The 12,877-nt window shown below is 68.6% G+C and carries 9 protein-coding genes; 3 read left to right on the forward strand and 6 right to left on the reverse strand.

What is annotated here, in order from left to right; translation table 11 throughout:
* Nucleotides 1-33: 33 nt before the first annotated feature.
* A complete protein-coding gene (locus AC5WAM_RS20830) occupies nucleotides 34-1,509 on the forward strand; it encodes a CCA tRNA nucleotidyltransferase (RefSeq protein WP_495518454.1) in 1,476 nt (491 codons plus the stop codon).
* Nucleotides 1,510-1,723: 214 nt separating this feature from the next.
* Here the strand turns inward: AC5WAM_RS20830 and AC5WAM_RS20835 are convergent, their stop codons facing one another.
* The 4 genes from AC5WAM_RS20835 to AC5WAM_RS20850 all read right to left on the reverse strand — a co-directional run bounded on the left by AC5WAM_RS20835 (nucleotide 1,724) and on the right by AC5WAM_RS20850 (nucleotide 5,551).
* A complete protein-coding gene (locus AC5WAM_RS20835; RefSeq protein WP_495518455.1) occupies nucleotides 1,724-2,257 on the reverse strand; it encodes an LppU/SCO3897 family protein in 534 nt (177 codons plus the stop codon).
* A gap of 128 nt (nucleotides 2,258-2,385) precedes the next feature.
* On the reverse strand, nucleotides 2,386-3,642 hold the full coding sequence (locus AC5WAM_RS20840) for an MFS transporter (protein ID WP_495518456.1): 1,257 nt from the start codon (nucleotides 3,640-3,642) through the stop codon (nucleotides 2,386-2,388).
* Between the two features lie 78 nt (nucleotides 3,643-3,720).
* Complete coding sequence (locus AC5WAM_RS20845) at nucleotides 3,721-4,803, reverse strand: inositol-3-phosphate synthase (protein ID WP_138960684.1); 1,083 nt, start codon at nucleotides 4,801-4,803, stop codon at nucleotides 3,721-3,723.
* Nucleotides 4,804-4,861: 58 nt separating this feature from the next.
* Entirely contained in the window at nucleotides 4,862-5,551 is a 690-nt protein-coding gene (locus AC5WAM_RS20850; RefSeq protein WP_495518457.1) for a PadR family transcriptional regulator, read from the reverse strand.
* 374 nt (nucleotides 5,552-5,925) lie between these two features.
* Between AC5WAM_RS20850 and AC5WAM_RS20855 the strand changes: the two genes are divergently transcribed.
* Nucleotides 5,926-8,631, forward strand: coding sequence for a transglycosylase domain-containing protein (locus AC5WAM_RS20855; protein ID WP_495518458.1), 2,706 nt, complete (start codon nucleotides 5,926-5,928; stop codon nucleotides 8,629-8,631).
* 233 nt (nucleotides 8,632-8,864) lie between these two features.
* Nucleotides 8,865-10,394: a glycosyltransferase family 87 protein gene (locus AC5WAM_RS20860; RefSeq protein WP_495518459.1), complete on the forward strand. Its 1,530-nt coding sequence runs from the start codon at nucleotides 8,865-8,867 to the stop codon at nucleotides 10,392-10,394.
* A 230-nt stretch (nucleotides 10,395-10,624) separates the two neighbouring features.
* On the opposite strand, the gene AC5WAM_RS20865 is transcribed toward AC5WAM_RS20860, so the two are convergent.
* Nucleotides 10,625-11,656, reverse strand: coding sequence for an alanine racemase (locus AC5WAM_RS20865; RefSeq protein WP_172382871.1), 1,032 nt, complete (start codon nucleotides 11,654-11,656; stop codon nucleotides 10,625-10,627).
* Nucleotides 11,657-11,734: 78 nt separating this feature from the next.
* A complete protein-coding gene (locus AC5WAM_RS20870; protein ID WP_030676906.1) occupies nucleotides 11,735-12,856 on the reverse strand; it encodes a lipid II:glycine glycyltransferase FemX in 1,122 nt (373 codons plus the stop codon).
* Nucleotides 12,857-12,877: the final 21 nt, after the last annotated feature.

Consider the following 12,877-nt stretch of genomic DNA (forward strand, 5'->3'; position numbering starts at 1 on the left):
CGCGGGGCGCCGGGGCACGTACCCTTTTCTGTTGTGCCGAACGCCAACGAAGACAACCCCCGTGCCCTGAGTCAGGTCCAGCAGCGCGCCGTGAGCGAGCTGCTGCGCGTGTCCCCTGTCGCAGACGACCTCGCCCGCCGCTTCCAGGAGGCCGGGTTCTCGCTCGCCCTGGTCGGCGGGTCGGTCCGGGACGCCCTCCTCGGCAGGCTCGGCAACGACCTGGACTTCACGACGGACGCCCGCCCCGAGGACGTCCTGAAGATCGTCCGTCCGTGGGCGGACGCGGTGTGGGAGGTCGGGATCGCCTTCGGCACGGTGGGCTGTCAGAAGGATGCCCGCGTGGACGGCGTCGAGCAGCGCTTCGAGATCGAGGTGACGACATATCGATCGGAGGCGTACGACAGGACCTCCCGCAAGCCCGAGGTGTCGTACGGCGACTCCATCGAGGACGATCTCGTGCGCCGCGACTTCACGGTGAACGCCATGGCCGTGGCGCTCCCGGAGAAGGAGTTCATCGACCCGCACGGAGGTCTCGACGACCTGGCGGAGCGGGTCCTGCGCACCCCCGGCACCCCCGAGGAGTCGTTCTCGGACGACCCGCTGCGGATGATGCGGGCCGCGCGCTTCGCCGCGCAGCTGGACTTCGAGGTGGCCCCGGACGTCGTCGCCGCGATGACGGCGATGGCCGAGCGCATTGAGATCGTGTCCGCCGAGCGGGTCCGGGACGAGCTGAACAAGCTGATCCTGGCCGCGCACCCCCGCAAGGGCCTGGCCCTTCTGGTCGACACCGGTCTCGCGGCCCACGTGCTGCCGGAGCTTCCGGCGCTGCGCCTGGAGCGCGACGAGCACCACCGGCACAAGGACGTCTACGACCACACCCTGATCGTCCTCGAGCAGGCGATGGCCCTGGAGACGGACGGCCCGGACCTGACGCTCCGGCTCGCCGCGCTGCTGCACGACATCGGCAAGCCGAGGACTCGCCGCTTCGAGACGGACGGCCGGGTCTCCTTCCACCACCACGAGGTGGTGGGCGCGAAGATGACCAAGAAGCGCATGACGGCTCTCAAGTACTCCAACGAGCTCGTCAAGGACGTCTCGCGCCTGGTGGAGCTGCATCTGCGCTTCCACGGCTACGGCACGGGCGAGTGGACGGACTCCGCCGTCCGCCGCTACGTACGCGACGCTGGCCCGCTCCTGGAGCGCCTGCACAAGCTGACCCGCTCCGACTGCACGACCCGTAACAAGCGCAAGGCCAACGCGCTGTCGCGGGCGTACGACGGCCTGGAGGAGCGCATCGCCCGCTTGCAGGAGCAGGAGGAGCTGGACGCGATCCGCCCTGATCTCGATGGCAACGAGATCATGGAGGTCCTGAACGTGGGCCCCGGCCCGGTGATCGGCCAGGCCTACAAGTTCCTGCTGGAGCTGCGGCTGGAGAACGGCCCCATGGAGCGGGACGCGGCGATCGCGGAGCTCAAGGAATGGTGGGCCGCACAGAACGCGGACAGCTGACGCTCAGCTGACAACGAGAAGGGGCGCGGTGTTTCACGTGAAACACCGCGCCCCTTCTCGTTGCACTCGACTTCTGGTTGCACTCGAGGCTCGTACGACGAGGTCGCCTATGCCGAGGGGTCATGTTTCACGTGAAACATGACCCCTCGGCAGGTGCACTGCCATAGGAGTCATCGGCAGAGGCACATGGGTCAGCCTCGCGATGCGACCGGCTCTACCTGTCTGCCGAGCCGGACGGCACGTACAGCTTCAGGCAGAGGACGAAGTCATCGCCGCCGCCGGTCTCCCGGTACTCGGCGTACTTCGTGCGGTCGCAGCTCCCGCTGTCCTTCTTCTCCATGACCTTGTACTTGGCCTTCTTGTCGCCGCAGTCCACGATCTTCAGGTCCGGGTCCGTGGAGCTCTCCGGCTTGCCGATGCTCATGCAGTCGCCGACCTCGGCCGCGGAGGCCTCGTCCTGGCCCGCCAGGACGGCCGCGCCGCCGAGGCCGAGGACGGCGAGGACCGCCACCCCGATGAATATGAACTTCTTCTTGCTCTTGCGCGGGGCCACCGGGTCCGGGCCGCCCTGGTAGAAGGGCATGCCCTGCTGCGGAGCGCCCGGGTGCTGCGGGTACGGCGGCGGGGGCGTCTGGCCGTACGGGGCCGCGCCCGGGTGCTGCGGAGCGCCCGGGCCCTGCGGCGGCTGACCGTAGGGCTGCTGGCCCTGGGCGAATGGGTTCTGGCCCTGGGGCGGCGGAGTGGACACGGGGATCCCCCTAGAAGAGAAGCAGGACGAAGGGATTGCGACGCGAGGGCGCGAAGGACTTGCGTAAGTTATCCGGCTCGCGCGGGCGCGATGAACCTCAGCCGGGCTCTGTGGCATTGATGTGACACTTACTGGACGTCAAACCTGGTCATAGCGCCAGCAATCGTTGCGTAGACCAGAGCGATCGAGGCAACCAACGCGACCGATTTGCCGTCCGGGGGGAGCATCAGTGCCGCGACGCTCGCCGCTCCGACGAAGGCGACGTTGAAGAGCACGTCGTACAGGGAGAAGATCCGGCCGCGGAAGCCGTCGTCGGCCGCCGACTGCACGACCGTGTCCGTGGCGATCTTCGCGCCCTGGGTGGTGAGCCCGATGACGAAGGCGGCGACGAGTATCGGACCCGGCGCGAAGGGCAGCAGGAGCGCGGGACCCAGGATCGCGGCGGCGGCCGCGCAGACGACCATCCAGCGCCGTGCGCCGAGCCTCCCGACGGCCCACGGGGTCACCAGGGCAGCCGCGAAGAACCCGGCGCCGGAGACCACCACGGCGACGCCGAGCAGCGCGAGCCCGTCGTCCTCGGTCGTCGACCAGGCGTACCGGCACAGCATCAGCACTATGACCGTCAGGGCGCCGAAGCAGAACCGCATCAGGGTCATCGACACCAGGGCGTGCGCGGCCGTGCGGCGCTCGGCGAGGTGGCGTACGCCCGCCAGAAGCCCGCGTGCGGTGCCGGCGAGCGCCACCCCCAGCCGTGGTTGCACCCACTCCTTCTCGGGGCCGAGCAGGTCACGCGGCATGCGCAGGGAGGCGAGCGCCGAGCACAGGTAGAGCGCGGCTCCCAGGAGGACGACGGCCGCGTCCGAGTCGGCGGCGACGATGCGGACGAGGAAGGCGAGGCCCCCGCCCGCTGTCGCCGCGAGGGTTCCGGCGGTCGGCGACAGGGAGTTGGCCATGACCAGGCGGTCCTCGTCCACCACGCGTGGCAGCGCCGCCGAGAGCCCCGCCAGGACGAAGCGGTTGACGGCGGTGACGCACAGCGCGGAGGCGTAGAAGAGCCCGTCAGGCGCGCCGCTGAGCATCAGCACGGCCGTGAGGGACGCCAGCACGGCTCGCAGGACGTTGCCGTACACGAGGACCTGTCGGCGCCGCCAGCGGTCGAGCAGGACGCCCGCGAACGGGCCGACGAGGGAGTACGGCAGCAGCAGCACCGCCATCGCGGAGGCGATCGCCGCGGGGGAGGCCTCCTTCTCCGGCGCGAAGACCACATACGTGGCGAGCGCGACCTGGTAGACGCCGTCCGCGCCCTGGGAGAGGAGGCGCACGGCGAGCAGCCGCCGGAAGTCCCGAAGGCGCAGTAGAACGCGCAGGTCACCGACGACAGCCATGGCGCACAGCCTCACATACGACGAGGGTCCCCGGGTCGACGACCCGGGGACCCTCGGCAGGTCAGGTGTTCAGCGCGGTCAGCGCTCGACCTCGCCCTTGATGAACTTCTCGACGTTCGCGAAGGCCTCGTCGTCGAAGTACTGCACCGGCGGGGACTTCATGAAGTACGACGACGCCGACAGGATCGGGCCGCCGATGCCGCGGTCCTTGGCGATCTTCGCGGCGCGCAGGGCGTCGATGATGACACCCGCCGAGTTCGGGGAGTCCCAGACCTCGAGCTTGTACTCCAGGTTCAGCGGGACGTCGCCGAAGGCGCGGCCCTCGAGGCGGACGTACGCCCACTTGCGGTCGTCGAGCCACGCCACGTAGTCGGACGGGCCGATGTGGACGTTCTTCTCGCCCAGCTCGCGGTCGGGGATCTGCGAGGTGACGGCCTGCGTCTTCGAGATCTTCTTCGACTCGAGGCGGTCGCGCTCCAGCATGTTCTTGAAGTCCATGTTGCCGCCGACGTTCAGCTGCATGGTGCGCTCGAGACGGACGCCGCGGTCCTCGAACAGCTTCGCCATGACGCGGTGCGTGATGGTGGCGCCGACCTGGGACTTGATGTCGTCACCGACGATCGGGACGCCGGCCTCGGTGAACTTGTCCGCCCACTCCTTGGTGCCCGCGATGAACACCGGCAGGGCGTTGACGAAGGCGACCTTGGCGTCGATGGCGCACTGCGCGTAGAACTTCGCGGCGTCCTCGGAACCGACGGGCAGGTAGCAGACGAGGACGTCGACCTGCTTGTCCTTGAGGACCTGGACGACGTCGACGGGGGCCTCGGTGGACTCCTCGATGGTCTGGCGGTAGTACTTGCCCAGACCGTCGTGGGTGTGGCCACGCTGGACCTGCACGCCGGTGTTCGGCACGTCGCAGATCTTGATGGTGTTGTTCTCGCTGGCGCCGATGGCGTCCGCCAGGTCGAGGCCGACCTTCTTCGCGTCGACGTCGAAGGCGGCGACGAACTCGACGTCACCGACGTGGTAGTCGCCGAACTGGACGTGCATCAGGCCCGGGACCTTGCTGTCCGGGTCGGCGTCCTTGTAGTACTCGACGCCCTGGACCAGCGAGGCGGCGCAGTTGCCCACGCCGACGATGGCTACGCGAACCGAACCCATTCCGGTTGCTCCCTGTGTGATCTCGGTATTCCGGATGGCACCCCGCGAGTGCGGGGTGTCACTTGGCGGTGTCGCCGGACGCATCCGGCGGCGGGTTGTCCCCCCGCCGCCGGGGCAGGACGTCCGACTCCCCAGATGTGCTGTTCTGCTGAGCGGAGCTCCCGGGACCGGACCGTTGCTGGTCGCGTCCCGCGCGCTCGCTCTCGATGAGCTCGTTCAGCCAGCGCACTTCGCGCTCCACGGACTCCATTCCGTGGCGCTGCAGCTCAAGCGTGTAGTCGTCGAGGCGCTCCCGGGTGCGGGCCAGAGAGGCGCGCATCTTTTCCAGGCGCTCCTCCAGGCGGCTGCGGCGGCCCTCGAGCACCCGCATCCGCACGTCCCGCGAGGTCTGGCCGAAGAAGGCGAAGCGGGCGGCGAAGTGCTCGTCCTCGTACGCGTCGGGGCCGGTCTGCGAGAGCAGTTCCTCGAAGTGTTCCTTACCTTCCGCGGTCAGCCGGTAGACGATCTTGGCGCGGCGTCCCGCGAGCGGAGCCGCCGTCAGGGCCTCTGCGGTGGCGGTTCCCGACTCCTCGATCAACCAGCCGTTGGCCACCAGTGTCTTCAGACAGGGGTACAGCGACCCATAGCTGAAGGCGCGGAACACGCCCAGTGAGGTATTGAGCCGTTTGCGCAGCTCGTAGCCGTGCATCGGGGACTCGCGGAGCAGGCCGAGCACAGCGAACTCGAGGATGCCGGAGCGCCTGCTCATGGTGTCCTCCCGTCTGTCCCGGTCTGCCTGACACGGACCTTTATGCCGACCTGATGTATCGACTCGATACATCACGACGATAGAACGAGGTTCCTGCTGCGACAAGAGGGGGAACGGTGAACGGCGTCACATCACCGATTCGTAGGAAGTAACTTGCCTGATTTGGGGTGAACTTCAGCGCTAAGAGGGTTTTGACGGTGCGTAGTCTGTGCGCCATGCATACCGCCGGGAACCAAGTGACGTGAGGTGGCGTTACTGTCCCGGTGCCGTGCGGACGAGTGCCGGAATGGACTCGTCCGTACGTCGGGGGGACCGGAAACCAGCTGCCGTTTCCAGGTGCGGACCACCGCGCCTGCCCGAGGAGTAGTCGTTCGATGAGCGAGCACCGTCGCAAGCCGCCACAGGGCGGCGGACGCGCCGCGGCCAGGCGGGGCGCGTCCGGCGCGCCGTCCGGCCGTCGCGCAGCACCGCGAGGCGCCACCGGATCGCCGTCTTCGCCGCACGGACCTTCGTCTTCGTACGAATCCGGCGTCCCCGAGGACGAGGAGCGTTCCTACGGGGGGCGCGCGGAGGCCAGGCGCGCCGCCCGCAATGGCTCCGTGGGCGGAGGCCGGCGCCGGGCGCCGGAGAGCGGCGGACGCGGCCGCGGGCGGGGCTACGGCCCGCCCAAGAAGCGCTTCATCGACTATCCGCGCGCGGGCCGGAGCGGGCCGCGCCGCTGGATCCCGTCGTGGCGCCTGATCTCGGGCCTGGTCATCGGGTTCTTCGGCAGCCTGTTGGCGGTCGCGGGCATCGCGTACGCGCTCGTCGAGATCCCCGAGGTCGCCAACGCGGCCAAGGCGCAGAACAACGTCTACTACTGGGCCGACGGCTCACAGATGGTCGCGACCGGTGGGGAGACCAACCGCCAGATCATCAAGTACGAGGACATCCCCGAGGCGATGCGCAACGCCGTCATCTCGGCGGAGAACAAGACGTTCTACAAGGACAAGGGCGTCGACCCGATGGGCATCGCCCGCGCCGTGGTGAACATGGCCAAGGGCGGCCAGACCCAGGGCGGCTCGACCATCACGCAGCAGTACGTGAAGAACGCCCGGCTCGACGACCAGTCGCAGACGTTCAGCCGGAAGTTCAAGGAGCTGTTCATCTCCATAAAGGTCGGCCGGACCGTCAGCAAGGAAGACATCATGGCGGGGTACCTCAACACCGCCTACTACGGCCGCAACGCCTACGGCATCCAGGCCGCCGCGCGCGCCTACTTCGGCAAGGAGGCGCAGAAGCTGAACCCCAGCGAGTGCGCCCTGCTCGCCACGGTCCTCAAGGGCGCCACCTACTACGACCCGGCGGGCTACCCGGAGATCGACCCCTCGGCCAGCCAGCAGGCGAACACCGAGCGAGCCAAGAAGCGCTGGGCGTGGATCCTCGACGAGGAGGTCAAGGACGGCAGCATGGAGGCGTCCGAACGGGAGAAGTACACCAAGTTCCCGACGCCGCAGAACCCGCGCTCCAACGTCAAGCTGAGCGGCCAGATCGGCTACCTCGTCTCGCTCGCCAAGGCGTACGTCGTCAACAACACCGACATCTCCGCCCGGGAGCTGGACCAGGGCGGCTACGAGATCCACACGACCTTCAGCAAGAAGAAGGTCACGGAACTCGAAAAGGCAGTGAAGAAGGTCCGCAAGGAGAACATCAAGCCGAAGCTGCGCCCGGACAAGGACAAGTACGTCCAGTTCGGCGGCGCCTCGGTCAACCCCAGGACCGGCGCGATCGAGGCCATCTACGGCGGTGAGGACGCGACCAAGCACTTCACCAACAACGCGGACACGACGGGCGCCCAGGTCGGCTCCACGTACAAGCCCTTCGTACTGGCGGCGGCCTTCAAGAACGGCATCCGGGACAAGAGCGGAAGCGCGAACCAGGACGACGCCCAGCGCACCGTCATCAACCCGAAGAGCCTGTACAGCGGCAAGGACAAGCTCAAGATCAAGAACTACGACGGCACGGTCTGGACGGACAAGGACGGCAAGGAGTGGCTGCAGAGCAACGACGGCCACCGGTCCTACAACCCGCCGAGCTACAAGATCGACCTGCGTGAGGCCATGCGGGAGTCGGTCAACTCCGCCTACGTCCAGCTCGGCATGGACGTCGGGCTCGACAAGGTGAAGGCCGCGGCCATAGACGCGGGCCTGCGGGACGACAATTCCATGGCGGGCGCCACCTACCCGTCCTTCTCCCTGGGTACCTCGTCCCCGAGCGCGATCCGGATGGCTGGCGCCTATGCCACGTTCGCGGCCAGCGGCAAGCAGCGTGACCCGTTCTCGGTGAAGGAGATCGAGAAGGAGGGCCAGTCGGTCTACACCCACCCGTCCAAGACGAAGTCCGCCTTCTCCCCCGAGGTCGCGGACAACGTCACGGACGTCCTGCGGACCGTCGTGGAGAAGGGCACGGGCACCTCGGCGAAGCTGCCCGGCCGTCAGGTGGCCGGCAAGACCGGTACGACCGACGGCAACAAGTCCGCCTGGTTCGTCGGCTACACCCCGCAGTTGTCCACGGCGATCAGCATGTACCGGATGGACGACGACGAGTCCAACAAGAAGCGCCAGTTCCTGGAGATGTTCGGCACGGGCGGCCAGGAGAAGATCCACGGCGCCTCGTTCCCCGCGGAGATCTGGCAGGACTACATGTCGGCCGCGCTCAAGGGCCAGCCCGTCCTGACGTTCCCGACGCCGCAGCCCATCGGCGAGATCGTCGGCCAGCCGGTGGTGCCCACGCCCACCCAGACCGAGGAGGAAGAGGAGCCGAGCGACTCCCCGTCGCCCACGCCCACGGAGACGAAGTCCTCCGAGCCTCCGCCGACGAAGACCCCCGACCCGACCGAGACCTGTAAGGCCTCGGATCCGAGGTGCGAGGACGACGGCGGGGCCTCCGAAGGCGGAGACGACAACGGCGGCATCATCGGCGACCCGGGCGGTGAGTCACCACCGCCCACGGGTGACGCGAACGGCGGCAACGGAAACGGCAACGGGAACGGCCACAACGGCAACGGTGGCGGGATCTTCGAGGGCCCGACCGGAGGCTGACCGCCGAGCACATCGCGTGTTTCACGTGAAACAAGGCCGCCGCACCCCCGTGGTGCGGCGGCCTTGCCCGTGTCTGAAGGGACTGCCGGAGGGCGCGCACGGCCCCGCTGCGGCGGGGTTGAGGGCCCGCTGCGGCCCAGAGCGCTCCGTCGCCGCTGGGGGCGCTTCCGATCGATGCCACAGGGTGTGGACGCGTCGGTGCTTCCAGGGCCTGACAGGGTCCGTACGGCAGGATGTGCGCCATGCCCAGCGCAGAGAAGACGCCCCCCACACGCGCACATCCGCCCCTGAGCGAGCGGGTGCCGCAGCCCGTGCTTCCCACGAGGCAGGACGAGGTCGCCGCCTCCGGCAGCGAACTGATCGGCGGGCCCATCGGCCGCAGAGCGCTCCTCGCGGCGACCTGGTGGACGCCCGTGCGCGTCATCGCGCTCGTCGCCCTCGGAATGTTCGCACTCGGCATGGTGCAGAAGGCCCCGTGCTACAACGGCTCCTGGTTCGTCGGCGCGAGCTCGCAGTACACCCACGCGTGCTACTCCGACATCCCCCACCTCTACCAGGGCCGTGGCTTCGCCGACGGACTCGTGCCGTACTTCGACAAGCTGCCCGGCGACATGGAGTACCTCGAGTACCCGGTGCTCACGGGGCTGTTCATGGAGGTGGCCGCCTGGCTGACGCCGGGCAGTGGCAGCCTCCAGCACCAGGAGAAGTTCTACTGGATGGTCAACGCCGGGATGCTGATGGCCTGCACGGCCGTCATCGCCGTCTGCGTGACGCGCATCCACCGGCGTCGGCCCTGGGACGCGCTGCTCGTCGCTCTGGCGCCCGCCTTCGCGCTGACGGCCACGATCAACTGGGACCTGTTCGCCGTCGCCCTCACCGCTGCCGCGATGCTGATGTGGTCGCGCGGTCGCGCGGTCGCCTTCGGCATCCTGCTGGGGCTCGCGACGGCGGCCAAGCTCTATCCCGTGCTGCTCCTCGGCCCGCTGCTCGTGCTGTGCTGGCGCGCGGGCAAGTGGCGGGAGTTCGGGAGCGCGCTCATCGCGACGACCGCCGCCTGGCTGGCGGTGAACCTGCCGGTGATGATCCAGGCGCCGGACGGCTGGGCGAAGTTCTACAGCTTCAGCCGGGAGCGGGGCGTCGACTTCGGCTCGTTCTGGCTCATCCTCGCCCAGCGCATGGACGACCCGCCGACCACGGACACGGTGAACAGGCTGGCGGTGGTGCTCATGGTGCTTGCCTGCCTGGGAATCGCCGCGCTCGGCTTCACCGCTCCCAGGCGCCCGCGCTTCGCGCAGCTGGCCTTCCTGGTGGTCGCCGCCTTCATCCTCACCAACAAGGTGTACTCGCCGCAGTACGTGCTGTGGTTGATCCCGCTCGCCGCACTGGCGCGTCCCCGCTGGCGGGACTTCCTGATCTGGCAGGCGTGCGAGGTCGCGTACTTCCTGGGCATCTGGATGTACCTCGCGTACACGACGAGCGGAGACGCCCACAAGGGGCTGCCGACCGAGGGCTACCAAGTGGCCATCGCCATCCACCTGCTGGGGACGCTGTACCTGTGCGCCGTGGTCGTACGCGACATCCTCATGCCGGAGCGGGACGTGGTGCGGCGGACCGGCGAGGACGATCCTTCGGGCGGGGTCCTGGACGGTGCCCCGGACGTGTTCGTGCTCAGTCCCAGCGGTCGGGCGCCGCGGTACGACGGCGCGCGTGACGGCGGGGAGACGTACGTGGAATGGGGGACGACAGGGAAGCGTTCGCCCTGAGCGAACGTGGTGACGCCCGGATGGCGGTGGACCGGAACGGCTGTGGGCTGCAGCAGGAGGGCCGGAACGCTGGAGGCCGGTGAAGGGGCGGGGAGGGGGCTCGGAGGGCGCTGAGACCACGGTCTGAGGCGCTGGAGGACCGGCACGTGAAAGGGCCGGACGTGACAACTGTCGCGTCCGGCCCTTTCACCGTTGAGGGTCGCGCCCCTCGGCACGGGTGCCGCGTGGGGTCAGCGGTCGACGATCCGGTCGAACTGCGTGGTGGTGTGCCGCAGATGCGCCACCAGCTCCTCGCCCACCGTCGGCTCCGGCGCGTCCGACGGCACGAACAGGATCGAGACCTGCATGTGCGGCGGCTCCGCGAACCAGCGCTGCTTGGCGCCCCAGACGAAGGGCGAGAGGTTGCGGTTCACGGTCGCGAGTCCCGCACGGGCCACGCCCTTCGCGCGCGGCATCATCCCGTGCAGCGCCTTCGGCGCCTCCAGGCCGACGCCGTGCGAGGTGCCGCCCGCGACGACGACGAGCCAGCCGTCGGACGCGGCCTTCTGCTGCCGGTAGCCGAAACGGTCCCCCTTGGCGACGCGCGTCACGTCCAGGACGGAGCCCCGGTACTCGGTCGCGTGGTGGTCGCCCAGCCACAGGTGCGTGCCGATCCGCGCCCGGAAGCGGGTCTGCGGGAACTGCTGCTGCAGGCGGGCGAGTTCATCGGCCTTGAGGTGGCTGACAAACATCGTGTGCAGCGGCAGCCGCGCCGTGCGCAGCCGGTCCATCCAGCCGATGACCTCGTTGACGGCGTCCGTGCCGTCGGGCCGGTCGAGCGGAAGGTGGATCGCGAAGCCTTCGAGGCGCACGTCCTCGATGGCGGCGTGCAGATGCGGCAGGTCCTGCTCGGTGATGCCGTGGCGCTTCATCGAGGACATGACCTCGATGACGACACGGGCGCCCACGAGCCCGTGCACGCCGTCGAGCGACGACACGGAGCGGATGACGCGGTCAGGCAGCGGCACGGGCTCCTCGCCCCGGCGGAACGGGGTGAGGACCAGCAGGTCGCCGCCGAACCAGTCCTTGATCCGAGCGGCTTCGTAGGTCGTGCCGACGGCAAGGACATCGGCGCCGAATCGCGTGGCTTCCTCGGCGAGGCGCTCGTGGCCGAACCCGTAGCCGTTGCCCTTGCAGACCGGGACGATGCCTGGGAATTGGTCAAGCACGTGCTTCTGGTGTGCCCGCCAGCGCGCGGTGTCGACATAGAGCGTGAGCGCCATGGCTGGTCCCGGAACCTTTCTGGTGGCTGCGGTGTAACAGAGATGTGGAAGGAATTGCGGAAGGCGACTGCGCGGGGATCAGCGACGCGACATGTAGATGTCGAGCGCCTTGTGCAGCAGCTTGTTCAGCGGGAAGTCCCACTCGCCGACGTACTCGACGGCCTCGCCGCCGGTGCCGACCTTGAACTGGATCAGGCCGAAGAGGTGGTCCGTCTCGTCCAGCGAGTCGGAGATGCCGCGCAGGTCGTAGACCGAGGCGCCGAGCGCGTAGGCGTCGCGCAGCATCCGCCACTGCATCGCGTTCGAGGGCCGGACCTCGCGGCCGATGTTGTCGGAGGCGCCGTAGGAGTACCAGACGTGCCCGCCCACGACGAGCATCGTCGCCGCCGAAAGGTTCACGCCGTTGTGCCGCGCGAAGTACAGCCGCATGCGGTTGGGGTCCTCGGAGTTGAGGGCCCGCCACTGCTGCTGGAAGTAGCTCAGCGGCCGCGGCCGGAACTTGTCGCGGATCGCCGTGATCTCGTACAGGCGCTGCCACTCGGGAAGGTCGTTGTAACCGCCCTGGACGACCTCGACGCCGGCCTTCTCGGCCTTCTTGATGTTGCGGCGCCACAGCTGGTTGAAGTTTTTGAGGACCTCGTCCAGCGAGCGGTTGGCCAGCGGCACCTGGAAGACATAGCGGGGCTGCACGTCGCCGAAGCCGGCGCCGCCGTCCTCGCCCTGCTGCCAGCCCATGCGCCGCAGCTTGTCGGAGACTTCGAAGGCGCGCGGCTCGATGTGCGTGGCCTCGATGTCGCGCAGGCGCTTCACGTCGGGGTTCTGGATGCCCGCCTTGATCGCGGGGGCGTTCCAGCGGCGGATGACGACCGGCGGGCCCATCTTCACCGAGAAGGCGCCCTGCTTCTTCAGGTGCGCGAGCATCGGCTGGAGCCACTCGTCCAGGTTCGGCGCGTACCAGTTGATGACCGGACCCTCGGGGAGATACGCGAGATAGCGCTTCACCTTGGGCAGCTGGCGGTAGAGCACCAGGCCCGCGCCCACCATGTGACCGGTCCTGTCGTCGAACCAACCGAGGTTCTCCGAACGCCATTCACTCTTCACGTCTGCCCATGCGGGGACCTGGCAATGGCTCGCCGACGGCAGGCTCTGGATGTACGCCAGATGTTGCTCTCGGCTGATGGTCCTCAGGGTCAGGCTCATTCGCGGCGCTCCTCGGGCTGG

The sequence above is a fragment of the Streptomyces sp. JLYT201 genome (genome assembly GCF_059448825.1).